The 21065-nt window shown below is 66.2% G+C and carries 29 protein-coding genes and 1 riboswitch; of the genes, 10 read left to right on the forward strand and 19 right to left on the reverse strand.

What is annotated here, in order from left to right:
- Positions 1-8: 8 nt before the first annotated feature.
- Entirely contained in the window at positions 9-776 is a 768-nt protein-coding gene (locus LRC39_RS10645; protein ID WP_346297220.1) for a Crp/Fnr family transcriptional regulator, read from the reverse strand.
- Between the two features lie 372 nt (positions 777-1148).
- Here LRC39_RS10645 and LRC39_RS10650 point away from each other — a divergent pair, with 372 nt between their 5' ends.
- Positions 1149-1373 carry a hypothetical protein gene (locus LRC39_RS10650; RefSeq protein ID WP_346297221.1) on the forward strand — a complete coding sequence of 75 codons (225 nt, stop codon included), beginning with the start codon at positions 1149-1151 and terminating at the stop codon, positions 1371-1373.
- Positions 1374-1410: 37 nt separating this feature from the next.
- On the opposite strand, the gene LRC39_RS10655 is transcribed toward LRC39_RS10650, so the two are convergent.
- A complete protein-coding gene (locus tag LRC39_RS10655; RefSeq protein ID WP_346297222.1) occupies positions 1411-1974 on the reverse strand; it encodes a DUF1236 domain-containing protein in 564 nt (187 codons plus the stop codon).
- 70 nt (positions 1975-2044) lie between these two features.
- On the reverse strand, positions 2045-2920 hold the full coding sequence (locus tag LRC39_RS10660) for a manganese catalase family protein (protein WP_346297499.1): 876 nt from the start codon (positions 2918-2920) through the stop codon (positions 2045-2047).
- A gap of 181 nt (positions 2921-3101) precedes the next feature.
- On the opposite strand from LRC39_RS10660, the gene LRC39_RS10665 reads away from it, so the two are divergent.
- Positions 3102-3389, forward strand: a complete 288-nt coding sequence (locus LRC39_RS10665) for a hypothetical protein (RefSeq protein WP_263991793.1) — start codon at positions 3102-3104, stop codon at positions 3387-3389.
- A 105-nt stretch (positions 3390-3494) separates the two neighbouring features.
- On the opposite strand, the gene LRC39_RS10670 is transcribed toward LRC39_RS10665, so the two are convergent.
- The 3 genes from LRC39_RS10670 to LRC39_RS10680 form a co-directional block, all read right to left on the reverse strand.
- Positions 3495-4289, reverse strand: a complete 795-nt coding sequence (locus LRC39_RS10670; RefSeq protein ID WP_264055189.1) for a Crp/Fnr family transcriptional regulator — start codon at positions 4287-4289, stop codon at positions 3495-3497.
- A 132-nt stretch (positions 4290-4421) separates the two neighbouring features.
- A complete protein-coding gene (locus LRC39_RS10675; RefSeq protein WP_346297223.1) occupies positions 4422-4616 on the reverse strand; it encodes a hypothetical protein in 195 nt (64 codons plus the stop codon).
- 27 nt (positions 4617-4643) lie between these two features.
- Positions 4644-4817, reverse strand: coding sequence for a hypothetical protein (locus LRC39_RS10680; protein ID WP_346297224.1), 174 nt, complete (start codon positions 4815-4817; stop codon positions 4644-4646).
- A 108-nt stretch (positions 4818-4925) separates the two neighbouring features.
- Between LRC39_RS10680 and LRC39_RS10685 the strand changes: the two genes are divergently transcribed.
- Positions 4926-5048: a hypothetical protein gene (locus LRC39_RS10685; protein ID WP_346297225.1), complete on the forward strand. Its 123-nt coding sequence runs from the start codon at positions 4926-4928 to the stop codon at positions 5046-5048.
- Positions 5049-5052: 4 nt separating this feature from the next.
- Here LRC39_RS10685 and LRC39_RS10690 read toward each other — a convergent pair whose 3' ends face one another.
- On the reverse strand, positions 5053-5790 hold the full coding sequence (locus LRC39_RS10690; RefSeq protein ID WP_346297226.1) for a DUF72 domain-containing protein: 738 nt from the start codon (positions 5788-5790) through the stop codon (positions 5053-5055).
- A 117-nt stretch (positions 5791-5907) separates the two neighbouring features.
- Here LRC39_RS10690 and LRC39_RS10695 point away from each other — a divergent pair, with 117 nt between their 5' ends.
- Complete coding sequence (locus tag LRC39_RS10695; RefSeq protein WP_346297227.1) at positions 5908-6693, forward strand: SDR family NAD(P)-dependent oxidoreductase; 786 nt, start codon at positions 5908-5910, stop codon at positions 6691-6693.
- A gap of 174 nt (positions 6694-6867) precedes the next feature.
- Here LRC39_RS10695 and LRC39_RS10700 read toward each other — a convergent pair whose 3' ends face one another.
- Both LRC39_RS10700 and LRC39_RS10705 read right to left on the reverse strand, forming a co-directional pair.
- On the reverse strand, positions 6868-7911 hold the full coding sequence (locus LRC39_RS10700) for a patatin-like phospholipase family protein (RefSeq protein WP_346297228.1): 1044 nt from the start codon (positions 7909-7911) through the stop codon (positions 6868-6870).
- Position 7912: 1 nt separating this feature from the next.
- Entirely contained in the window at positions 7913-8329 is a 417-nt protein-coding gene (locus tag LRC39_RS10705; RefSeq protein ID WP_346297229.1) for a hypothetical protein, read from the reverse strand.
- 128 nt (positions 8330-8457) lie between these two features.
- Between LRC39_RS10705 and LRC39_RS10710 the strand changes: the two genes are divergently transcribed.
- From LRC39_RS10710 to LRC39_RS10720, 3 genes are all read left to right on the forward strand, one after another.
- Positions 8458-8817, forward strand: a complete 360-nt coding sequence (locus tag LRC39_RS10710; protein WP_346297230.1) for a hypothetical protein — start codon at positions 8458-8460, stop codon at positions 8815-8817.
- Positions 8814-9419, forward strand: a complete 606-nt coding sequence (locus tag LRC39_RS10715; RefSeq protein ID WP_346297231.1) for a cysteine hydrolase family protein — start codon at positions 8814-8816, stop codon at positions 9417-9419. The genes LRC39_RS10710 and LRC39_RS10715 overlap by 4 nt, the downstream gene beginning before the upstream one ends.
- A gap of 83 nt (positions 9420-9502) precedes the next feature.
- Positions 9503-9985, forward strand: a complete 483-nt coding sequence (locus LRC39_RS10720; RefSeq protein WP_346297232.1) for a ferritin-like domain-containing protein — start codon at positions 9503-9505, stop codon at positions 9983-9985.
- Between the two features lie 169 nt (positions 9986-10154).
- On the opposite strand, the gene LRC39_RS10725 is transcribed toward LRC39_RS10720, so the two are convergent.
- Positions 10155-11327, reverse strand: coding sequence for a zinc-dependent alcohol dehydrogenase (locus LRC39_RS10725; RefSeq protein WP_346297233.1), 1173 nt, complete (start codon positions 11325-11327; stop codon positions 10155-10157).
- Positions 11328-11501: 174 nt separating this feature from the next.
- Here LRC39_RS10725 and LRC39_RS10730 point away from each other — a divergent pair, with 174 nt between their 5' ends.
- Positions 11502-11825, forward strand: coding sequence for a hypothetical protein (locus LRC39_RS10730; RefSeq protein WP_346297234.1), 324 nt, complete (start codon positions 11502-11504; stop codon positions 11823-11825).
- A gap of 122 nt (positions 11826-11947) precedes the next feature.
- Positions 11948-12148, forward strand: a riboswitch (cobalamin riboswitch).
- Between the two features lie 126 nt (positions 12149-12274).
- Complete coding sequence (locus LRC39_RS10735) at positions 12275-13114, forward strand: ABC transporter substrate-binding protein (protein WP_430624943.1); 840 nt, start codon at positions 12275-12277, stop codon at positions 13112-13114.
- Between the two features lie 35 nt (positions 13115-13149).
- Here the strand turns inward: LRC39_RS10735 and cobA are convergent, their stop codons facing one another.
- The 5 genes from cobA to cbiE are packed head-to-tail and all read right to left on the reverse strand — an operon-like array spanning position 13150 to position 17635.
- A complete protein-coding gene (cobA, locus tag LRC39_RS10740; protein ID WP_346297236.1) occupies positions 13150-13899 on the reverse strand; it encodes a uroporphyrinogen-III C-methyltransferase in 750 nt (249 codons plus the stop codon).
- On the reverse strand, positions 13899-15260 hold the full coding sequence (locus LRC39_RS10745; RefSeq protein WP_346297237.1) for a cobyrinate a,c-diamide synthase: 1362 nt from the start codon (positions 15258-15260) through the stop codon (positions 13899-13901). Before LRC39_RS10745 ends, cobA begins: the two co-directional genes overlap by 1 nt.
- Positions 15247-16026: a precorrin-4 C(11)-methyltransferase gene (cobM, locus tag LRC39_RS10750; RefSeq protein ID WP_107355252.1), complete on the reverse strand. Its 780-nt coding sequence runs from the start codon at positions 16024-16026 to the stop codon at positions 15247-15249. Before cobM ends, LRC39_RS10745 begins: the two co-directional genes overlap by 14 nt.
- On the reverse strand, positions 16023-16415 hold the full coding sequence (locus tag LRC39_RS10755; RefSeq protein ID WP_346297238.1) for a cobalamin biosynthesis protein: 393 nt from the start codon (positions 16413-16415) through the stop codon (positions 16023-16025). The genes cobM and LRC39_RS10755 overlap by 4 nt, the downstream gene beginning before the upstream one ends.
- Positions 16412-17635 carry a precorrin-6y C5,15-methyltransferase (decarboxylating) subunit CbiE gene (gene cbiE / locus LRC39_RS10760; RefSeq protein ID WP_346297239.1) on the reverse strand — a complete coding sequence of 408 codons (1224 nt, stop codon included), beginning with the start codon at positions 17633-17635 and terminating at the stop codon, positions 16412-16414. Before cbiE ends, LRC39_RS10755 begins: the two co-directional genes overlap by 4 nt.
- On the opposite strand from cbiE, the gene LRC39_RS10765 reads away from it, so the two are divergent.
- Entirely contained in the window at positions 17634-18416 is a 783-nt protein-coding gene (locus LRC39_RS10765) for a cobalt-precorrin-6A reductase (protein WP_346297500.1), read from the forward strand. The genes cbiE and LRC39_RS10765 overlap by 2 nt on opposite strands.
- Here LRC39_RS10765 and cobJ read toward each other — a convergent pair.
- The 4 genes from cobJ to LRC39_RS10785 are packed head-to-tail and all read right to left on the reverse strand — an operon-like array spanning position 18383 to position 21055.
- The gene (gene cobJ / locus LRC39_RS10770) at positions 18383-19144 is read right to left on the reverse strand and encodes a precorrin-3B C(17)-methyltransferase (protein WP_346297240.1); all 762 of its coding nucleotides are present in this window, start codon (positions 19142-19144) and stop codon (positions 18383-18385) included. The two genes, LRC39_RS10765 and cobJ, sit on opposite strands and share 34 nt — an antisense overlap.
- Positions 19141-19869 carry a precorrin-2 C(20)-methyltransferase gene (locus LRC39_RS10775; protein WP_264076368.1) on the reverse strand — a complete coding sequence of 243 codons (729 nt, stop codon included), beginning with the start codon at positions 19867-19869 and terminating at the stop codon, positions 19141-19143. The genes cobJ and LRC39_RS10775 overlap by 4 nt, the downstream gene beginning before the upstream one ends.
- Complete coding sequence (locus LRC39_RS10780; RefSeq protein WP_346297241.1) at positions 19866-20495, reverse strand: precorrin-8X methylmutase; 630 nt, start codon at positions 20493-20495, stop codon at positions 19866-19868. The genes LRC39_RS10775 and LRC39_RS10780 overlap by 4 nt, the downstream gene beginning before the upstream one ends.
- On the reverse strand, positions 20492-21055 hold the full coding sequence (locus LRC39_RS10785) for a hypothetical protein (RefSeq protein ID WP_346297242.1): 564 nt from the start codon (positions 21053-21055) through the stop codon (positions 20492-20494). Before LRC39_RS10785 ends, LRC39_RS10780 begins: the two co-directional genes overlap by 4 nt.
- Positions 21056-21065: the final 10 nt, after the last annotated feature.

A 21065-nucleotide genomic window follows, 5' to 3' on the forward strand; every position in this document is an offset into this window, starting at 1 on the left:
GCGCACGCTCACAGCGAAGTCTGGTTGACGTCTGAGCCGTCGGCGTTCAGCAGCGAGAGCGGGCCGAACCGGTGCAAATAACCATCGTCGAAGAACGCCAATTCGCGCAGGCCTTCGAGGTTGTGAATCGTCAAACGGCGACCCCGCAGTGAAATCATGCCGGTCTTTCTCAGCTCCTGCAGCGAGCGGTTGATATGCACCATCGACAAGCCGAGCAGGTCGCCGAGGTCCGCCTGGGTGATCGGCATGTCATAGGAGAGCTCGTCGCCATCTACGAGGCCGATCATCCCCAGCCGTAGATGCAGCTCGCAGAACAGGTGACCGAGCCGCTCGGTCGCGCTGCGGCGCCCGAGGCTGACCAAGTGTTCGCGCTCGATCGCGGAGGCGACCAGCAGGTCCCACCATAGCGCTTCTTCGATCCGGGGGCTGAGCTGCGCCACGCTGCGGATCGCATCCGTGCGGACCTGTGCGATCACGCAAGGCGTCAGTGCGCCGATGGCGTGGTCCATGAAACGGGGAAGCACGCCGAACGGCTCACAAAGGTCGCCGGGGAGGAACAGCGAGATGATCTGGCGGCGGCCGTTCTCCAATGTGGTGTAGCGGCAGGCCCAGCCGTCGACCACCAGCGGCAGGTAGCGCGGCTGTCCGCCGAGCGGCACGACGTCCTCGCGGGCGCCGATGGTCCGGGTCGACTGAGTGAGGCGGAGAAGCGTCTCCTCGTGCTCTTTGGTCAGTCGCGCTCCATGTCGGAGCTTCCGAAGAAACGGGTGAACCATCGGCAGGCCTTTACGAATGGCTCCGTCGGGCAACCTTGATTACGCCCTGATATCCGGATCAATCAATTCTACACTCGCGAAAAGCGGACACAGGTGCATTTCGCCCGTGAAATGTGTAATTGCGCGGTATCGTACCGATTTTATCGGTAGGCTCACACCACGGGGCGACTGCAACGCAACACGTCGTTGCTGAATTGGTTCCCTCGCGGGTTTGGCTCTCCACGATCGTGCCATTTCGCCGGTCTGGCGATCGGCCAGTTTTACCTAGGTTAGAGACGGTGGTCGGGGAGCGATACTATCCTTCGGATCAATCCTGTGGACTTCCTCCGCATCCGATCCACCAGCCGCGAGTGGCACCTGGCCGAGACAGTGATGATCGAGGACGACTTCGATAGCCGCACCGTGGCCAACATGACGGTCGCTCTCGAGCGGATTTGCGGGACGTTACCCGATGGCGAGGATCACGCCGTCCGGGCGCGGGTGGCGGAGGCGATCCTGACCTGCGCACGCGAGGGCCGCCGCACCCTCGGCGACTTTGAAACGGCAGGGCGTCGTGTGTTGCGGCGGCCGCCCGAAGAGGCCCCCGGCGCCGACTGACGGAACATGCAGCGGTTTGGTAAAGCGCTGCCGGCCATCAAGCAGCCAGCGGCACCAGCGCTACGATGCGGCGGGTGTGCCGGTCGACGATCACCAGCCGATCAGCTACTACGAGGCACTGGTCGCCCCAATAGCCGTTCATGATCTCTGTGACTTCCGGCGGCAGAGCGCTCAGCGCGATCTGGTCTGGGACGAGGACGCCGATCATCAATTCAAACCTTGCCTGGTCGGCGCGCTGCAGATCCGATTGGCCGGCGATGATGCCGCTGACTTGGCGGCGTTGATCGTCCGACAGCGACAGCGGCTGGGCTGAACCTTTGATCGCGTGCTGGCGCTCGCCAGCCGGGCCAGGCTGGCCGCCGGGGTCGTTTTTGCCGACCGTGCTTTCGCCTGAGCGCTGCGCTTGCTTACTGGGAAGCGTGGTGACGTCACCGCCCGCCGAGCCGCCCGCACTGCCGGGCGCGCGGCCGAGCGGATTATCGAGAAACGACCAGCCGAGCACACCGAGAAACAGCACTGCAGCGACGACGACTGCGACCAGCATCATGCGCTGGTTGCCACCGAGGTCGCGGTTGCCGGATCGCTTCCTTCGATCGTTCATGTGATCTATCCAATAGAGCTCACGAGGACGCCCCGGTGAGCGCGGGGCACCACGCTCACCGGCATCGGTGTCATTCGGCGGCAATCGCCTTGGAGTCGATCTGTTCGCTCTGAGCGCCGGAGAGGGGACGGGCAGGGCCGAGCACTGGTTCTTCTCCCAGCGGTTCGAAATGACCGGCGTAGAACTCGCCGCGGCCGTCCATCGACGGGCCGGTGGAGAACCGTCCCTCCGGCGGCGGCGTGCCGTCGCGCGAGGTGCCCATCATGAAGTAGCTGAACCGCTGATGCTCCTGGCGTTGATCGAAGCTGTTCGGGATCGGCAGCGCCGCGGTGCCGCCGAGCTCCTCGATCACCGCAAGCCATTGTTGCTGATGCATGGTGTCGCGCGCGATCATGAAGTGCAGCATATCCCGCATGCCGGGGTCGGACGTAGAGTTAAACAGCCGAACCGCCAGCGTCCGCCCGGTGGCCTCGGCAGCGACGTTGCAATACATATCGGCGGCGATATTGCCGCTGGCATAGATGTGCGAGCAGTCGAACGGCACGCCGTCGGAATTTGCCGGGAAGGCTGCAAGGCCGGTCGAGAGCAGATGGCGCTGCATCATGCCTTCGAGCACTTGCCGCGTGCTCTCGCCGCCCATCACCGCGCCGACCACCTTGTCGGCGGCACCTTCTTCCTGTGCGCTCAGCGGCGCATCTTCGAGGTTCAGCGCGACCGCAGTCGCCAGCATCTCGACGTGCCCCATCTCCTCGGTCGCGGTATTGAGCAGCAGGTCGCGATACTTGTTGTTCGGCGCGCGTGCGCCCCAGGCTTGGAAGAAGTACTGCAAGCAGACCCGGATCTCGCCTTCGATGCCGCCAATCGCCTGCTGAAGCTGTCGGGCGAAAAGAGGATCTGGCTTCTCGACACGGACAGGATATTGCAGCCGCTTGTCATGGTAGTACATCGAGTTGTCCTTTCGAGCTCTGGGAAGTCCGGCGCGAGCCGCATCGAGGCTCGTCGTCAGCTGGTCGGCCAACCGATCGTCCGGACCATCGTTCCTAATTGAACACCTGCTGATCGTCCGCTGATCTGGAACGTTGGATGCAGCCATTGATTGGTGGTGATCATCACCAGGGAGGATTGCGGTGGAAGACACCATCAAGAGCCCGTTCGACAAACAGCCGGCCGAAGGATCGCGCGAGACGATCGACCGGCAGCTCGCGCAGCATGATCAGCGGGAGCAACAGAACGGCGAGGCGCAATTCCGCGATCAGCTCGGCGGCGCGGTGCTGGAAGTCTGGGGCGATTTGCCGCGCGATCTGCAGGAAGCGATTTTCGAAATCGCGATGCGAAATGCGCCGGAGCAGCGGAATGAGCTCGCCAAGCTGCTGCACGACCGCCATCCGCGCACCGAGCCATCGCCGCAGTCGTAGGACACAGGAGAGACGGGTAGGGCGCTGGCTTGATTGGGCGTCACGTATCAGAGCTTGGGCCGCAAACCGGCCCGAAGAAAATGCGCCCCCCATCGATGGAGCGGGCTAAAGAGTCGCGATCTGATTGCCGCGATCGGCGATGCGATGAGGGATCGTTTCGCAGGACCGTTCGATGTGCGGGACGCGGCGCAGATGCAGATAGTCCGGGGTGAACCCGGAGACTTGCACCAGCGCATCCCAATTGGTGATGGTGATCGTCTTCGATCGCCAGTGCAGCCACGCGCTGTGGCGCAGATCCTGGATGATGCGGTTGGCGTGAACCGCCGAAATGCCGCAAGCCGCGGCGAGATCCGATTGTGTGAACGGCGAGGGGAAGCAGTAGTCGCGCGCCTGGCCGACCGCCTGCAGCCGCGTGGCGATTTCGCACAGCAGATGTGTCACGCGGGTGAGCGAGTCGCGGGCGCCGAGATTGACCACCCAGTTCCGCAACGCTGAGACGTCCGCCAGCGCCAGCATCGCCAGCGCATGCGCCATCTGGCGGCTCTGCGCCGCGATCGACCGGAAGAAGGCGTGCGGCACCAGCGCCACCACGGCGGGGCCGAGTGCGTTCAGCGTCGCCTGCCGGCTCGGTGCCAGGATCGTGTGTAAATCCGGCACGTCGCCGGGAACGTGGATCGACGTGATCAACGCATCTCCGCGGTCGCCTTCGCGCCAGCACAGATAGCCTTGCAGCACGACGCAACAGTCGTCGGAGCGTTCACCTTGGCGGAGGCGTTCGTGCGGCTTGAGATGCCGAATGGTGGCAGGCATGCCAGCAAGCAGTTCGAGGTCCTGGTCGGACAGCTCCGCAAGACTGGTGAGACGATTGGCCAAATTGGTGAATGCGAAGCCAGTTCGCATCGGCGGTTCACTCTCACTGACGATCACGGCAGCGCAGAGTAGCGAGCCGTGACCCCGTAGTCTTTATCATAGGATATAGAGCGATATTGACCTGGCCGACGCGAGGCGGGCCGTGCGAAGAGACAAAACGACTCAAGCCGTATGGCCGGGGTCGTCGTTCCGCGGCGTCTTCTTCGCACGCTGTGGCGTCATGCGATCGCGCTCCTGCTGACTGCCGTCGGTGGTCGAGCCGAGTTCTTCGCGAGCGATATCGTCCTCACTGAACGACGGTTCGCGGCCGTTGATCGGCGTGTCGGTCGGATGCGTCAGGCGAGCACGGTTCGCCATGTGGGCTTCCTCAATGTGTGAGGCCGATCAGCGATCTTGCCGATAGCCTTGGTTGTGGGTGTTCTGTTCGATGTTGTCGCGCTGGCCGCGCTCGGCATCGACGTCGCGGACGCCGCGATCATCGTGTGGCGCCGAAATGGGATCGGTGCCCGGGCCCTTAGGGCTGCGATTGTCCGGCGGAATTGGTGGTCGCTTGGTCATGGTTGATCCTCCTGTGCCGTGAACGCGAGGCGATCGGGGGCGTTCCTGGAGGTTGCTGAACTCGCTTCGCCACAGGAACAACTGCCCGTTTCGGCACTTAGGGACACCATGGAAGACGACAAGCTCGACGCCAAACGCACCGGTAATGAACCTGCGCCGCTGCTGATGATCGCGGTTGCCGTGGTTCCGGTGATCGCCATCGTGGCTTGGCTGCTGGGCGTATTCGGCTGAAAACTCAGCGCCGATGTGCCTTCACCATCGCCTGAAGCCGCAGCGCGTCGCCCGGCGCTGCGCTTTTCTGGTCATTGTCGAAATAGACATACACGTCGTGGCCCGCGCGCTTCCAGCCTGTGGCGCGCTTGGTCCAGTGTTCCAGGGTCGCGACAGAATAGCGGCCCTTGTAACGGCCGCCCGGACCATGTCCACGGATGTAGACGAAATCTGCGGTGCGCTGCCACGGCGCCGGCGCGTCGTGGTGATCCGAAAGACACAGCGCGATGTTGGCACCGCGCAGCAGTCTGAACACCTCCGCTGTGTACCAGCTCGGATGGCGGAATTCGAAGGAGTAACGTCGGCGCGCGGACAGCATCGGCAGGAAGTCGCGTAGGCGGCCAGTGTCGACTTCGAACTGCGGTGGCAATTGAAACAGGATCGGACCGACTTTATCGCCTAGCAGCGCCAGCCGGTCTTCCATCAGCGCGAGGCTGTTGGCGGATTTCTCCGACAGCCGTTTCCAATGCGTGATGAACTTCGAGGCCTTCCAGGCGAACACGAAGTTCTTGCCGGTCTGGTCGTGCCATGATCGCACGGCGGCCGGCGTCGGGGTGCGATAGAATACTCCGTTGAGCTCGGTAGTGGCGAGCTGGCTGGCGTAGAACTGCAACTGGTGCTTGATCGGAAAGCCGTCGGGGAAGAACGGCCCGCGCCACGACTGATAGTGCCATCCCGATGTGCCGATCAAGATCCGCGCCAAGACGATGTGCTCCAGGTTGCCGTCGCGACAAGCGGCGTCCGCTGTGCTGGTTCCGAGCTGGCGGCGAGGAACGGCCGATGGTGGCGCCGGTTGACCGCGAAACCATCGGAGCATGTCATGACCGAACAACGTCCCTTCGCCGTCGTCACCGGAGCTTCCACCGGCATCGGCTTCGAGCTCGCCAAATGCTGCGCCCAAGCAGGCTTCGATCTGCTGATCGCTGCGGATGAGCCAGAGATCGAAAAGGCTGCCGCCGAGCTGCGCGCTGGCGGCGTCTCGGTCGAGCCGGTACAGGTGGATCTGTCGACCCAGCAGGGCGTCGACCGGCTGGCGGAGGCGACCAAAGGACGGCCGGTCGATGCATTGATCGCCAATGCCGGCCGCGGGCTCGGACACGCCTATCTCGATCAGGACATCGAGCAAGCCCGCAAGGTGATCGACACCAACGTCACCGGCACGGTGCTGCTGGTCCACCGTATCGGCAATGAGATGCGCCGACGGAACGCCGGGCGGATCCTGATCACCGGCTCAATCGCCGGTTTCACGCCGGGCAGCTTTCAGGCGATCTACAACGCCACCAAGTCGTTCCTGAACTCGTTCTCCTTCGCGCTACGTGACGAGCTGAAAGACACCAAGGTGACCGTCACCTGCCTGATGCCCGGTGCCACCGACACCGAGTTCTTCCGCCGTGCCGACATGCTGGATACGGCGGTTGGTACTGCCGACAAGGACAATGCCGGCGAGGTCGCCCGGATCGGGTTCGACGCGATGATGAGTGGTGAGGGCGATGTCGTCAGCGGATGGAAGAACAAGCTGCAGACCGCGGCGGCCAACGTGATCCCGTCCGGCGTGCTGGCGAGCCAGCATCGCAAGATGGCGGAGCCCGGCAGCGCCAAGCGCTGAGGCGTACGTGACGCAGCGATTGAAACGGGCATCCCGCGGATGTCCGGGCGGCTGTGGCGGCGATCAACAAGGTGCGGGCGGAGATAACCGCCTGACCGTGACGGCGCACGCTTCCGGCATGAGCAGCAAGGCGAGATTGAGCTGTTGCTCGGGGTGGCGGAATAGCAGACAACTTCAACGGAATTGCGCGGCCCGCTGCAGTGCCGCTGCCTGAGGAGGTGCGGTGAAACGCCGGATCACGCGGAGTCCGTCGATCGCTGGGGCGCTGGGCGCAAGGGCCGCCATCATGTCGTCGAACCCGGTCTGCCACCGCTGCGCCAAAGCGCGCCGGGAGAAGTTGAAGCTCTTCTCCGGACCCGGTTCGTTCGGGCCGGCGCGATAGCTCAACAGGGTAATCTCGTCCTGGAACGCCGCTGCTCCCGCGGCGCTGCGCTCGAGCGCCCTGATCCGGATCTTGTCCTTCAAACGCAGGTAGGTCTGGTTGCCGAACAGCAGGTCGTTCTTACGTTCGAGTGCCGCTTCCAGCGAGGCAGGCGGCTGGTCGTCGCGTGCATACAGATCCAGCACAAATAGCCGCAGAGGCGCCTCGGACTCGGTCAGGATCGGATCGAACGGTGCATTCAGCGACAGCCCGCCGTCGACCAGCGTCCGAGCGCCGATCGTCACCGGCGCGAACTCCGGCAGAAAGCCGCAACTGGCCAGCAGGTGGTCAAGCGCGATCGGCTCGCGGTGGGAGTCGAAAATCACCGGGTCTCCGCTGCAGACGTCGGTGGCGGCGATCGAGAGCCGCAGCTCGCCTCCATTGATGCGCTCAAAATCGATTAGCCGCGCGAGCCGGCGCCGCATCGGTCCGAGATCGTAAAGACTGCGGAAGCCAAATAGTGCCGGCAACCTCGGATGGAAGTGGTTCGGGTCGCCGATCAGATGTGCCGTGACAGCGCTGATCCAGCCTTCCAGATGCGGGAGTGGCGACCAAGTAGGTTCAGCGCGGGCCAGGCCCCAGAACTCGCGCAAGGCAGCGACGCGACGAGACGGCGGATTGCCCGCGATCAGCGCGGCGGTGATTGCGCCGGCTGAGGAGCCTGCGAGCCAGTGCAACGGCTGAGCTCGCTGTGCGAAAGCCTCGAATGCGCCGCCGTGATAGGCCGCGAGGCTGAGGCCGCCGGCGAACACCAGAGCGGTGACGGTGCCGTTGTTGTGGTCGGGGCGCGCGTCCAAGCTAAGCGGCCTCCGAGGCGTGGCCGTTGCGGCGCCGGGCATCGTCGGTCAGCGCCTGCGCGCAGGCCCAGTCCAGCATGGTGATGCCCCCAACCGCCGCGAGGGCAAGCGCAACGTTGCCGCGTTTGGCATTGTCGCGGCGGAGCTGCAGCGCCAGCGTGCCGACATCGAGCGCGTCGCCGCCGACCCGGCTCCAAACCGATGCGGGCGACTCGGTGGTGAGGATGGCGACGCCCGAGGCGATCTCTCGTGCGCCATAGAGCTGCAGCAGATGCTCGTTGCCTTCCATGCCGAGCGCGCGGGCGAGACGATGCGGCGCCAGCACCTCTGCGGTGCCGAGGCCGAGCGACACCCATCCGAGGAACCGGGCGAGCCGGCGGGATTCGCTTGGCGTCATTTGCAAGGAGGCAGAAGTCATCGGTGTGGTCTCCATCGGGCTCACCCGCCAACGATGCCGATGGTGCAGCGTTCCAACTCAGCCTAAGCGCCGGATTGGAACGTGGTCGGAGGCCGACGGTTCTTTGCGTATCCACGATGGAGAGCGACTTGCGTGTGATCCCGACCCGCCTTCACGGCGCGATCGATTATCTGGTGTCGGTGCTGGTGCTGGCGTTGCCGTTCATGGCCGGTGAGCAGGGCGGCCTGCGCTGGGTGTTCGCGGCGGTGGGCTGCGCGGGAATCCTCTACAGCCTGATCACCGATTACGAGTGGGGCGTCGTGCGGCTACTGCCGATGCCGTGGCATCTGGCGCTCGACGTGGTGTTTGGCGTTGCAATGCTCGCCCTTGGCATCCTCCTCTGGCTATCCCTCGTCGGGGTGATCAGCGCCGTGATCGGCATCGCCGCGCTGATCCTGGCGGCCATCACCGAGCTGCGTCCGCGCACAGCGCGCCCGATTGCGTCATGATCAAGCCGCCACCGGCCGAGCCGATCGAGGCTGCTGTCCACCTTTGCGTCGATATGCAGCGGATTTTCGCCCGTGGCGGTGTGTGGGAGACGCCGTGGATGGAGCGCGTCCTGCCGGTGGTCGCGGATGTCTCGGACCATTATGCGAGATCAACGATCTTCACCCGGTTCATCACGCCCGAGCATCCGGAGCAGCGGCCGGGGCGGTGGCAGCGTTACTACCAGCGCTGGGAGGCTGCGTTGCGGCCCAATCTGGAGCCGGAACAGCTCTATCTGGTACCGGAGTTGCAACGCTTGGTGCCGCCTGCGCAGGTGATCGACAAGCCGGTGTACTCCGCCTTCAAGCATTCGCCTCTGGCATCGCTTCTGGTCGAACGTGGCATCGGCACCGTTGTGATCACGGGGGCCGAAACCGACGTCTGCGTACTCGCGACGGTGCTTGATGCCGTCGATCTCGGCTTTCGCGTCGTGCTTGTCGAGGATGCGCTGTGTAGCTCGTCCGACCCTGGTCATGACGCACTGATGACGATGTACCGCACCCGATACGGTCAGCAGATCGATCTCGTCAGTCGGGAGATGCTGTTCGATCTCTGGAAGCTATGACGCAGACGAAGGCCGGGTTCCGATAGGAACGGTGTACATCCGGCCACGTTGAACGCGCGATCATTTCAACTGGAGACTGAAGAATGGCTCAGGACGCACGTGAGATCTTTGTTACCGGGCTGCGCAACGCTCACGCCATGGAGACCCAGGCGCGGGAGATGATGGAGCGGCAGTCCGAACGGCTCGACGACTATCCGGAAGTCAAGGCCCGGGTGCAGCAGCATTTGCGGGAAACCGAAGGTCAGCTCAAGCGGCTCGACGAGTGCTTGTCCGCCTGCGGCGAAAGCGCCTCGATGCTGAAGGACACCACGCAGTCGTTCATGGGCAATATGGCCGCGCTGGCTCACACCGTGATGCCCGATGAGATCCTGAAGAACACCTTCGCCAACAACGCTTTCGAGCACTTCGAAATCGCCGCCTACAAGTCGCTATTGGCGCTCGCCGACATCGCCGGCTTCGGTTCGGCTAAGCCGCTGCTGCAGGCGTCGCTGAAGGAAGAAGAAGCTATGGCGGCGTGGATCGACCAGAACATCGACAGTGTCACACGATCCTACGTTCAGGCCTAGGCGGCCTGAGTTTGTAATCCTGATGGATCGGAAGATTGTGGCCGGGCTCAGCCCGGCCATTTGCGTTGATGCCTTGAACCGCCGGACTCGGTCCCTCCTAGAACGACGATGGCCGGGCGATCCCGGCCATGATGAAGTCGTTGCATGTCGCTCTATGAGCTGAGCGCGCTCAGCTTGGTTTCATCACCACCTTGATGCAGCCGTCCTTCTTGTCGCGGAAGGTCTTGTAGAGTTCCGGGCCGTCTTCCAGCGTGGCGCGGTGGGTGATCACGAACGAAGGATCAATCTCGCCTTTTTGGATTCGGCCGAGCAGTTGCGGCAGATAATGCTGCACCGGAGTCTGCGCCATCCGCATCGTCAGGCCGCGGTTGATCGCCGAGCCCATCGGGATCTTGTCGAGTAGCCCACCATAGACGCCGACGATCGACACTGTGCCGAAGTTTCGGCAGCAATGGATCGCTTGACGCAACACGTGCGGCCGGTCGGTGCCCATGAAGGTGGCCATCTTCACGCGGTCGACCATCGAGTCGAAGCTCGCCATTGCGGCGGCTTCGGTGCCGACAGCGTCGATGCACGCATCGGCACCGCGGCCGTTGGTGAGATCCTGGATCTTGTCGTAGACGTCGTCGTCCATGAAATTGATCACGATCGCGCCGGATTGCCGCGCCATCTCCATGCGCTCCGGTACCGTGTCGATCGCGATCACGCGTTCGGCGCCGAGCAGGAAGGCGCTCTTGATTGCCATCTGGCCGACCGGGCCGCAGCCCCACACCGCGACGGTTTCGCCGCCTTTGAGATCGCAGAAGTCCGCTGCCATGAAACCGGTCGGGAAGATATCGGACAGGAACAGGACCTGCTCGTCGGTCAGTCCATCGGGCACTTTGATCGGACCGACGTCGGCATACGGCACCCGCAGATACTCGGCCTGACCACCGGCATAGCCGCCGAGCATATGCGAGTAGCCGAACAGGCCAGCGGGCGAATGGCCCCACATCTTCTCAGCCGCCTTGGCGTTGGGATTCGATCGCTCGCAGCCTGAATAGAAGCCGCGCTGGCAGAAGAAGCATTCGCCGCAGGAGATGGTGAATGGGACCACCACCCGATCGCCGACCTTGAGCTTGGTATTCTCGGAACCGACCTCGACGACTTCACCCATGGTCTCGTGGCCGAGCACGTCACCGCTTTGCATCGACGGCATGATTCCGTCCATCAGGTGCAGGTCCGAACCGCAGATCGCGCAGGCCGTCACTTTGATGATCGCATCGCGGCCGTGTTCGATTTTCGGATCCGGCACGCTCTCGCAGCGGATGTCGTTCTTGCCGTGCCAGGTCAGAGCTTTCATCTGCAGGTCCTCGTCGTTTGATGGCGAGGGGAAAAGCCGAACAGGGTCGGTTGTTCCTGTTGCTCGGCTGGAACGCCGCGACCTGAAGACGTGACTGGTTAGTTAGGAACGGCGTCTCCGAAGCTCCGTTGGCCTCTGCGCAACTCAGCAATCAGAACAATGACAGGAGCGACGATGATGGTGCGGAAGACGACGACAGTGATGGCCGTGCTCGCAGTGCTGGCGCTTGGCGCAAGCCAAGTGATGGCGCAAGGCGGTGGTGGCGGCGGTGGGGCCGGCGGCGGCGCGGGTGGTGGTGCCGGGGCCGGCGGTGCCGGCGCAGGAGCCGGTGGAGCAGGCGCGGGTGCCGGTGGCGCGGCTGGCGGCGGCGCGGGCGGTGGCGGCCCGTCGAACTCCGATCGTGGTGGTCAGGGCTCGGGCAGCGCCCACGGCGCGACCAATTCGACGACGCCGAGCTCGGACGGCCAGTCGGGCGCAACCACGCCGATGCGAAAGTAAGCGAACCGGCGGCGAGAAGCCGTGAAGTTCAAGCCGGGTGGTGCCTGACTGCACCTCCCGGCTTTTTGCTTGCCAGCAAGACTGCGGAAGATGGTCGTCTTGCCGGGGGCTGGGCGACGTGCTTAACCCAGACGTGTACCGGTGCCTCTCGCTGAGAGAGGTGAAACGGGAATGCGGTGCGGGGCGATGCCCCAATGCCGCAGCTGCCCTCGCAACTGTGGGCGGATCGGAGCGTCCTTGAATGCCACTGGCCGAACCGGCCGGGAAGGCGGACGCGACGGATATCCGCGAGCCAGGAGACCGGCCGGTGCATGGTGTGCAACTCGTTCGGCGATGGGCCGGCGGAGGATGTCGTCTTGAACAGAACAATTGCGCCGCATTGCGGCGTCCGGCCGCCCGTCGCGTTGCGTGACCGGCGTGCGCCTCGCTGGCGTTCCCGCTTGTTGCTGATGGTCGCCGCGGTTGGTTTGCTGGCCTCGCCGGCGTTCGCCGCCTCCAAGCGGATCGCCTCGATCAACATGTGCACCGATCAGTTGCTGATCGCCCTGGCTGATGCCGACCAGATCGCTGGCCTCGGACCGTATGCGCGTGATCCGAGGCTGTCGTGGCTCGCCAAGGAGGCTGAGCGATTTCCGAGGCTGTCCGGTGAAGCTGAGGATCTGTTGATGCTCGCACCCGACGTGGTGCTGGCCGGCCGCTACGGCAAGCGTGCCACGCGCGAGCTGCTGCGCGCGCAGAACATTCCGGTCGAAGAGTTCGACGTGCCGCGGACGATCGACGAGGTGAAACTGCAGATCCGGCGGGTTGGCGCGCTGGTCGGCCATCCTGAACGCTCGGACGCGATGATCGCGTCGGTCGATCAGGCCGCGGAGCGGGCACGGCGCACCGCCTCGCGGTGGCAGGGCCGGGTGCTGGCGCTATCGCGGCGCGGCTGGGTGACCGGCGGCGATAGTCTGCTCAGCTCGCTGCTGCAGACCGCTGGCCTGTCGAATGCGGCGTCCGACCTTGGTTTCGCCTATGGCGGCTTCGCCTCGCTTGAAGCGATCGTCGCATCGCGGCCGGACCTTTTACTCGTATCCGAAGAGCAGCCGGTGGCTGAAGATCAGGGCAAGGCTCTGCTGCTGCATCCCGCGATCCAGCAGGCCTATCCGGCGAGCCGACGGATCGTTGTTCCCGATCAGCTCACGGTCTGCGGCGGCGCGATGCTGCCGGTTGCGCTCGATCGACTATCCGACGCGATCGTGCAGATCAGCCAGAGACGAGGCGTTGCGGCTGCCGCGCCGCGGTAGAGAACGCGTCGTCGTCGCCGGTCGCGTGCTGGCGATCAGCTCTCCTCCAGCGCTGCGCCGTACAAAATCATGCAGGGGCCGGACGGCCGATCGGCGGTGAGGCGGGCGGCGATCTCGCTGACGCTGCCCCGCTGCACGTTGGTCGCATCGGAGCCGAGGCTTTCGACCATCACGGCCGGCGTCGTAGCGCTCAGGCCGCGGGCGATCAGTTGGGCCGCGAGGGCCGGGAAGGTGGCCTTGCCCATATAGACGCAGGTCGTTGCGGTCGCATCCGCCAGCGCTGCGAGGTCGAGATCGCGCGGCAGGCGCCCGTCGACATCATGGCCGGTGACGAACTGGACCCGGCGCGCGACGCCGCGCTTGGTCAGCGATGCACCGATCGCAGCTGCTGCGGCGGTCGCCGTGGTGATGCCGGGTACGATCTCGACCGCGATGCCGGCCTCGCGCGCGGCGCGCAGCTCTTCGTCGGCGCGGGCAAACAGCGTCGGATCGCCGGCCTTCAGCCGCACCACGTGCTTGCCGCGGAGCGCGTAGTTGATTGCGAGGCGGCTGACTTCGTCCTGGCGCGGCGAGGGATGGCCGGCGCGCTTGCCGACCGCGACCATCTCGGCATTGGGATCGAGATAGGCCATGAAGTCTTCGCCGGCGAGGTCGTCATACAGCACGACGTCGGCGGCCTGCAGCCGCTTGATCGCCCGCAGCGTCAGCAGGTCGGCATCGCCCGGGCCGGCGCCGACCAGCGTGATGCGGCCGTTGGCGGCGGCGCTTTCGATTGACTTGGACATCAGGCGATCGCCTCCTCGGCGACATCGATCAGATGGAAGAAGGTGCCAGTGACGTGTCCGCGGCGGCTGCCGGTCTCATCGGTGAGCTGTCCGGCGGGATCGCGGATCTCGGCGAGCGGCTCGTCCGCCACGGTGACGACGCGCGCGTAGTGATATTCGTGGCCGCGCAGCACGCTGCCTGCGGCGTGGCCGGCGGCTGCGGCCTGCAAGGTCGCGAGCCGGTAGCCGAGATGCAGCTTGCGATTGGCGAAGTCGGTTTCGAGGCCGAGCAGTCCGGCCATCGCGTGGCGCGTGCCGTCGGCATCGATCAGGCCTGTACCGAGCGTCATGTAGCCGCCGCACTCGCCATGGACCGGGCGAGTCTCCGCGAACGCGCGGAGCGCTGTCTTGAATCGCGTCGCTGCCGCGAGGCGTCCTGCGTGTAGCTCGGGATAGCCGCCCGGCAGCCACCCGGCGTCGCAGGACGGATCTGGGCCTTCGTCGCTCAACGGCGAGAACGGCACGATCTCGGCGCCGGCCGCGCGCCAGCCTGCGGTGAGGTGCGGGTAGATGAAGGAGAACGCGTCGTCGTGCGCCAGCGCGATGCGCTGACCCGGCGGCGTCAGCGGCCGGATCGTCGATGCGATCGGACGCGCCGGCTGCGCAGCGCGGATCAGCGCGTCGAGGTCGATACCGCGCATGGCGCTGTCGGCGAGTTGCTGCAAGCGGGTGTCAAGCTTCGCGGTCTCGCGCGCCTGCACCAGGCCGAGATGACGGTTCTTCAGCGTGAGATCGCGTTGCCGCTCGAAACTCCCGAGTACTGGAATGTCGTGCGCGTCGAAGCCATCGCGGACAAGTGCTTCATGACGCGGGCTGGCGACGTTGTTGAGGATAACGCCGGCGATGCGCACATCGCTGCGATAGCGGGCAAACCCGAGCGCCAGCGCGGCGGCCGACTGCGCCTGACCGGCGACGTCGATCACCAGCACCACCGGCCAGCCGGTGAACGCAGCGATATCGGCGGTTGCGCCGTTGCCCCACGCGCCGACCGCGCTGCCGCCGTCGAACAGCCCCATCACGCCTTCGGCGAGGCAGAGATCGGCGCCCGCCGCAGCATCAAGGAGGGACGTGATGCGGTCTCGTCCGAACGACCACGAGTCCAGATTGTAGCAGGGCCGACCGGCGGCGATCTCGTGGAACGCCGGATCGATGTAATCGGGCCCGCATTTATAGGGCTGCACGGTGAGGCCGCGGCGGCGCAGTGCTGCATGCAGCGCCAGCGTCACCGTGGTCTTGCCGCTATTGGTCGACGGCGCCGCGATGATCAGCCCTGGCGGACGGCCGTTCGTCGCGGTTGTTACGACGTCATCAGTCGCGGTCACGGCCGTCCTCCGCCGAGCGGCGATAGCGGCGATCGTAGTCGGGGGCGTACAGCGAGCTCTCGCGGAAATCGGTGGCTGCGAGCGATGGCCCGATCAGGATCAATGCGGTGCGGTCGATGCCTTCGGCGGCGACCTGCGCGGCGATCGAACTGAGCGTGCCGCGGATCACCTGCTGCTCCGGCCAGCTCGCGCGCACCACGACCGCGACCGGGCCGTCGTCGCCATAATGCGGGCGCAGCCGCTCGACGACGTCAGGAAGGACGTGGATCGACAGATGGATCGCCAGCGTCGCGCCGGTGGCGGCGAAGGCTTCCAGAGTCTCGCGCGGCGGCATTGCCGAGGCGCGGCCGGAGGTACGCGTCAGCACCACGGTCTGGGCGACTTCCGGCAAGGTGAGTTCGCGGCCGAGCACGGCGGCGGCCGCCGCGAACGACGGCACCCCGGGCGTGACGGTGTAGGGGATGCCGTGCTGCTCCAGGCGGCGGATTTGTTCGCCCATCGCGCTCCACACCGACAGGTCGCCGGAATGCAGCCGGGCGACGTCGTGGCCAGCTTCGGCAGCGGCGACGAACTCCGCGGTGATGGCGTCGAGGTCGAGCGGGGCGGTGTCGACGACGCGCGCGTCCTTCGGGCACAGCGCGACGATCTCGCGCGGGACTAATGAGCCGGCATAGAGACACACCGGGCAGCGCATCACCAGGTCGCGGCCGCGCACGGTGATCAGGTCGGGCGCACCCGGGCCGGCGCCGATGAAGTGGACGGTCATGGCAGCGGCTCCTCGATCGCCACCGCGGCCGTCGCGAGGCGATCGTGTGAGATCAAACGGGACACGATCAGCCGCGCGGTCGGTCCGGCGGCAGCCAGCGCCGCGGCCTCGCAAACGCTGCCGACGCCGCGGTGATGCGCGACCACGGCAGACGACGTCGTGATACGTTCTGCAGCTTGTTCGAGCGCCGCCGTCTCGATCGGCAAGATGGGGAGAGCGGTGGTGGTTGCGGCCTTGCGCAGGCTGCTGTGATCGGCTTTGTCCGCGGCGGTCGCCAGCGCGGATGGCAGGTGCGGTGCGGCGGTGCGGCGCGCGGTCTCGATCACGTCGATGATCGACGACGCGGATGCGGCGGAACGAAAGCCGATGCCGATCACGACCGCGGTCATTTGCGGACGCTCCATTGCACCACCGGCATTGCCGCGCGCCATCCGGTGAGGCCGCCGACCGGGGAGGCGCGCTCGACGCCGAGCCGCAGCAACTCGCCGCCGAGGCGATGATGCCAGTCGATCAGCAGCGCCTCGGTCTCCAACGTCACCGCATTGACCACCAGCCGGCCGCCGGCAGGCAGCGCGTGCCACACCGTGTCCATCACGCCCGGACGGCTGGCGCCGCCGCCGATGAACACCGCGCCGGGCGTGGGGAGTCCGGCGAGCGCCTCGGGTGCTGCGCCGAGCCGCAGATCGAACTGCGGCACGCCGAGCGCCTCGGCATTGGCGCGCGCGGTGGCGAGCCGATCGGCGCGCGTTTCGATCCCGATCGCGCGATTGCTGCGTGCTGCCAGAAGCCATTCGATCCCGATCGAGCCGGCACCGGCGCCGATGTCCCACAGCAGCTCATGGCCGCGTGGCGCCAGCGTCGACAGCGTCACGGCGCGGATCTCGCGCTTGGTGAGCTGGCCGTCGTGTTGAAACAGCTCGTCCGGCAGGCCGCTGGCGCACGGAATGATCACGGCATTCGGCTCGGCAACGACGGCGATGCCGAGTGCGACCGGAGCGGTGACGTCGGGGAAAGCGAAGATCGAGGCGGTGGTTCGCCGCACGCGCTCGCGCGGGCCGCCGAGTGCTTCGAGCACGGTCAGTTCGGACGCGCCGAAACCGTTCGCCGCGAGATACGCGGCGATCTCGCCGACCGCGGCGCCGTCGCGCACCAATACGATCAGCCGCGCCTGCGGGCGGAGATGCGGACGCAGCGTCGCGACCGGCCGCGCGTGCAGGCCGAGCGTCACGGTGTCTTCCAGGCGCCAGCCGAGCCGCGCCGCAGCCCAGGCAAAGGTCGATGGCGCCGGGACGGCGGTCCATTCCTTTGCCGTGAGATGATCGGCCAGCACTGATCCCGCGCCGTGCCAGAACGGATCGCCGGAGCACAGCACGGCGACGCGGCGGCCGCGCTGCGCCAGCACGTCGGGGAGCGAGGCCGCGAACGGCACGCGCCACGGCATTGTTGGCTTGTTCAATGCGGCGACGAGGGAGAGGTGGCGATCACCGCCGACGATCAGTTCGGCCGCTTCGAGCAGCGCCCGTGCGTGCGCCGACAACCCGTCGAGGCCGTCCTCACCGATTCCGACGATGGACAGCCAGGGCTGCGTCGTGTCATCGCTGGTGATCATGACGCTCCCTTCATCGCACCGCTCGCGCGTATTGATCCTCGGCGGCACGGCCGACGCCTCGGCGCTCGCCAGGACGATCGCCGCAGAGCTCAACATTGACGCGGTGCTGTCGTTCGCCGGCCGTACCGATCACCCGAAGCCGCCGCCGATCCCGTTTCGGGTTGGTGGTTTCGGCGGCGTCGGCGGTCTGGCCGATTACTTGCGTGCGGAGCGGATCGAGCGCGTCGTCGACGCGACGCATCCATTCGCGGCGCAGATGAGCCGCCATGCGGTGATCGCCTGCGCCGAAGCCGGTGTGCCGCTGCTGGCGCTGGAGCGGCCGGCGTGGCAGGCGGTCGCCGGTGATCGCTGGGTCGACGTCGAAGATCTCGATCAGGCGGTGAGCGCGCTCGGCGCAGCGCCGCGACGGGTGTTTCTCGGCATCGGCCGGCAGAACCTCGAGCTGTTCGCGGCGCAGCCGCAGCACGCTTATCTGGTGCGGCTGGTCGATCCGCCGCGTGGGCCGCTGCCGTTGCCGAACGTCGATATCGTGGTGGCGCGCGGACCGTTCGATCTCGCTGGCGACCGTGCGATGCTGCAGGCGCACCGCACTGAGATCGTCGTCGCCAAGAACGCCGGCGGCGACGCGGCCGTTGCCAAGATCACCGCGGCGCGCGAACTCGGGCTGCCGGTGATCATGGTGAAGCGGCCCGCGGTGCCGGATCGGCACTGCGTCGCGACGGTCTCCGAGGTGATGGCCTGGCTTGGTCACGACACCGCTCCAGAGAACCGCGGGGTGTAGACGAAAGCGGCGCCGCTGCGACGCGGAATGATCCGGGTCTGAGACGAGCCGATCATCACCAGCGTGCGCATGTCGGCGCGTTGCGGCACCGCCTCGCCGAGCGGCGCCACGTCGATGCGTTCGCGTGGATCGCTGATAGCGGTCGCAAAGATCACCGGCACGGACGCGGGGTGGATGCTGCGCAGCAGCTCGAAGGCGCGGCCGAGCTGCCACGGCCTGGCCTTCGAGATCGGGTTGTACAGCGCGATCACGAAATCGGCCTCCGCTGCGGCGCGCAGTCGCTTCTCGACGGTCTCCCACGGCTTGAGATTGTCCGAGAGGTTGATCGCGCAGAAATCATGGCCGAGCGGCGCGCCGATCCGCGCCGCGGCGGCGAACATCGCGCTGATGCCGGGGAGCACGCGAATGTCGAGCTCGCGCCACGACGGATCGCCGGCCTCGATCGCCTCGAACAGCGCCGCCGCCATCGCGAACACGCCCGGATCGCCGGAGGAGACGATCACGACATGCCGACCCTCGGTCGCCAGCCGTAGCGCGAAGCCGGCGCGATCAAGCTCTTCGCGATTATCGGAAGCGTGCCGCAGCAGGCCGTCGCGTTCGGCGACGCGCGCCACATAAGGCGCGTAGCCGACGATATCGGTGGCATGCGCCAGCGCGGCGCTGACTTCCGGTGTGATCAGGTCCTGCGCGCCGGGCCCGAGGCCCGCGACAACGACAGATCCGGTCATGGCCGTCGCCCCTGTCCGTGGACCAGCACGATCGAGAAGTAGGGCGCGTCGTCGGTGGTCTTGTCGGCGAGCGGCATCACCACCTGATCGGCCATCGCGCCGCGCTCGACATAGATCGCGCGGTCGAGCAGGCCGGCGTCGTCGAGCGCGCGGCGCACCTTCGGCAGATTGCGGCCGAGCTTCATGATCACGATCGCATCGCCGGTGGCGAACGCCGCCTTCAGCCGGTCCGGCCCGAGGGTCGCTGGTACCACGCAGAGCACATCATCACCATAAGTGATCGGCGTGCCGCTCGCGGTCCAGCACGCCGCCATGCCGGAGATGCCGGGTACGACTTCGACACGGACGCGCGGCGCCAGCCGGCTGTGCAGATGCATGAACGAGCCGTACAGGAACGGGTCGCCTTCACACAGCACGACGACGTCGCGGCCTTGAGCGATGTGCTCGGAAAGCCGCGCGACGCATTGTTCGTAGAAGCTGCGCAGCGTCGCCGCATAGGCCGGATCGTCGAGGGCGATCTCGGTCGTCACCGGATAGTCCATCGGCTCTTCGATCACGCCGTCCGCCAACAGACCGTCGGCGATGCGGCGCGCGTGGCCGGGACGTCCGGCTTTGCGGAAATACGCCACCACCTTGGCGGCACCGACCAGCCGCGCGGCGCGGACGCTCATCAGGTCGGGTGCGCCGGGGCCGACACCGACGCCATAAACGGTCGGTGCGCTCATTCGCGTTCGCTCGCCAGGGCGTTGATTGCGGCTGCGGTCATCGCGCTGCCACCGCGGCGGCCACGCACGATCACGCAAGGCGACGGCGAGTCCGCCAGCAGCGCTTCCTTGGATTCGGCGGCGCCGACGAAGCCGACCGGGATGCCGATAATCGCCGCGGGGCGCGGTGCGCCGGGCTCGGCCAGAATTTCGAGCAGGCGGAACAACGCGGTCGGCGCATTGCCGATCGCCACCACCGCGCCCTGCATACGGTCGCGCCACAGATCGATCGCGGCGGCCGAACGGGTAGTACTGAGCTTTGCGGCGAGGGTCGGGACATCGGGATGGTTCAGCGTGCAGATCACCTCGTTGTCGGCCGGCAGCCGCTTGCGGGTGACGCCATTGGCGACCATCTGGGCGTCGCACAGGATCGGCGCGCCGGCCTGCAGCGCGGCGCGTCCGACCGATACAAAGCCGGGCGTGAACGCGATGTCGCCGGCGACTTCGACCATGCCGCTGGCGTGGATGATACGCACCGCGATCTTCTCCTCGTCGGCGGTGAACCGATCGAGCGCGGCTTCGGCGCGGATGATCGAAAACGACTGACGATAGATCGCGTCGCCGTCTCGTTCGTAAGCGTAGGTCATCGGACGGCGTCCTCGATCAGCTCGGGGAGAATGGATGGATGCTGGTTGGCTTCGGCGGTCGCGCTCTCGCTCGGCGCGTCCATGGCAGAGATGCTGAGGCCCGCGGCCAGGGCGAGTTGCATCAGGATGGCGCGTGCGGCATCGCCAGCTCGTTGAATGTACAGCCTGTTCAGGCGACGGAGCGTCGTGGGGGGCAGGTTGGTGATCAGTTCGCTCGGAACGTCGGGCTGCCCGCGGGTAGAGAGGACCGCGAAGGCAATGCGTCGGCTGCCGGCGAATGCGGCGATTGCTTCGATGGCTTCACGGCAAGGATGCGCCTGATCCGGCAGCGCGATCAGAAGCGCACGTAGCGGCGACGCGTCGAGTGAGCGATCACATGCCTGCGCAGCGAAGCTTCCGAGATCGCTCACACGCAATCGGTTGGCATTGCCGGGCCATGCCTGAGCGAAGGCGGCCAGCGTCTCGGCGCAGGGCGACAGTACCGCGATCTCGGCGGCATCTGGCCGAAGCGACTGCTGAGAACCGGCGGAGACACCGGGATGGAGCGCAGTGGGCGGCATCGCGCCGAAT

Source organism: Rhodopseudomonas sp. P1, from assembly GCF_039642825.1.
Classification (GTDB): domain Bacteria; phylum Pseudomonadota; class Alphaproteobacteria; order Rhizobiales; family Xanthobacteraceae; genus Rhodopseudomonas; species Rhodopseudomonas palustris_H.

What these genes read in the sequence shown, in the direction of transcription:
- LRC39_RS10645 (WP_346297220.1), bottom strand. Translation starts at nt 776, where the DNA reads ATGGTTCACCCGTTTCTTCGGAAGCTCCGACATGGAGCGCGACTGACC.
- LRC39_RS10650 (WP_346297221.1), top strand. Translation starts at nt 1,149, where the DNA reads ATGATCGAGGACGACTTCGATAGCCGCACCGTGGCCAACATGACGGTC.
- LRC39_RS10655 (WP_346297222.1), bottom strand. Translation starts at nt 1,974, where the DNA reads ATGAACGATCGAAGGAAGCGATCCGGCAACCGCGACCTCGGTGGCAAC.
- LRC39_RS10660 (WP_346297499.1), bottom strand. Translation starts at nt 2,920, where the DNA reads ATGTACTACCATGACAAGCGGCTGCAATATCCTGTCCGTGTCGAGAAG.
- LRC39_RS10670 (WP_264055189.1), bottom strand. Translation starts at nt 4,289, where the DNA reads ATGCGAACTGGCTTCGCATTCACCAATTTGGCCAATCGTCTCACCAGT.
- LRC39_RS10675 (WP_346297223.1), bottom strand. Translation starts at nt 4,616, where the DNA reads ATGGCGAACCGTGCTCGCCTGACGCATCCGACCGACACGCCGATCAAC.
- LRC39_RS10680 (WP_346297224.1), bottom strand. Translation starts at nt 4,817, where the DNA reads ATGACCAAGCGACCACCAATTCCGCCGGACAATCGCAGCCCTAAGGGC.
- LRC39_RS10685 (WP_346297225.1), top strand. Translation starts at nt 4,926, where the DNA reads ATGGAAGACGACAAGCTCGACGCCAAACGCACCGGTAATGAACCTGCG.
- LRC39_RS10695 (WP_346297227.1), top strand. Translation starts at nt 5,908, where the DNA reads ATGACCGAACAACGTCCCTTCGCCGTCGTCACCGGAGCTTCCACCGGC.
- LRC39_RS10705 (WP_346297229.1), bottom strand. Translation starts at nt 8,329, where the DNA reads ATGACTTCTGCCTCCTTGCAAATGACGCCAAGCGAATCCCGCCGGCTC.
- LRC39_RS10715 (WP_346297231.1), top strand. Translation starts at nt 8,814, where the DNA reads ATGATCAAGCCGCCACCGGCCGAGCCGATCGAGGCTGCTGTCCACCTT.
- LRC39_RS10720 (WP_346297232.1), top strand. Translation starts at nt 9,503, where the DNA reads ATGGCTCAGGACGCACGTGAGATCTTTGTTACCGGGCTGCGCAACGCT.
- LRC39_RS10725 (WP_346297233.1), bottom strand. Translation starts at nt 11,327, where the DNA reads ATGAAAGCTCTGACCTGGCACGGCAAGAACGACATCCGCTGCGAGAGC.
- LRC39_RS10730 (WP_346297234.1), top strand. Translation starts at nt 11,502, where the DNA reads ATGATGGTGCGGAAGACGACGACAGTGATGGCCGTGCTCGCAGTGCTG.
- LRC39_RS10735 (WP_430624943.1), top strand. Translation starts at nt 12,275, where the DNA reads ATGGTCGCCGCGGTTGGTTTGCTGGCCTCGCCGGCGTTCGCCGCCTCC.
- cobA (WP_346297236.1), bottom strand. Translation starts at nt 13,899, where the DNA reads ATGTCCAAGTCAATCGAAAGCGCCGCCGCCAACGGCCGCATCACGCTG.
- cobM (WP_107355252.1), bottom strand. Translation starts at nt 16,026, where the DNA reads ATGACCGTCCACTTCATCGGCGCCGGCCCGGGTGCGCCCGACCTGATC.
- LRC39_RS10755 (WP_346297238.1), bottom strand. Translation starts at nt 16,415, where the DNA reads ATGACCGCGGTCGTGATCGGCATCGGCTTTCGTTCCGCCGCATCCGCG.
- LRC39_RS10765 (WP_346297500.1), top strand. Translation starts at nt 17,634, where the DNA reads ATGACGCTCCCTTCATCGCACCGCTCGCGCGTATTGATCCTCGGCGGC.
- cbiE (WP_346297239.1), bottom strand. Translation starts at nt 17,635, where the DNA reads ATGATCACCAGCGATGACACGACGCAGCCCTGGCTGTCCATCGTCGGA.
- cobJ (WP_346297240.1), bottom strand. Translation starts at nt 19,144, where the DNA reads ATGACCGGATCTGTCGTTGTCGCGGGCCTCGGGCCCGGCGCGCAGGAC.
- LRC39_RS10775 (WP_264076368.1), bottom strand. Translation starts at nt 19,869, where the DNA reads ATGAGCGCACCGACCGTTTATGGCGTCGGTGTCGGCCCCGGCGCACCC.
- LRC39_RS10780 (WP_346297241.1), bottom strand. Translation starts at nt 20,495, where the DNA reads ATGACCTACGCTTACGAACGAGACGGCGACGCGATCTATCGTCAGTCG.
- LRC39_RS10785 (WP_346297242.1), bottom strand. Translation starts at nt 21,055, where the DNA reads ATGCCGCCCACTGCGCTCCATCCCGGTGTCTCCGCCGGTTCTCAGCAG.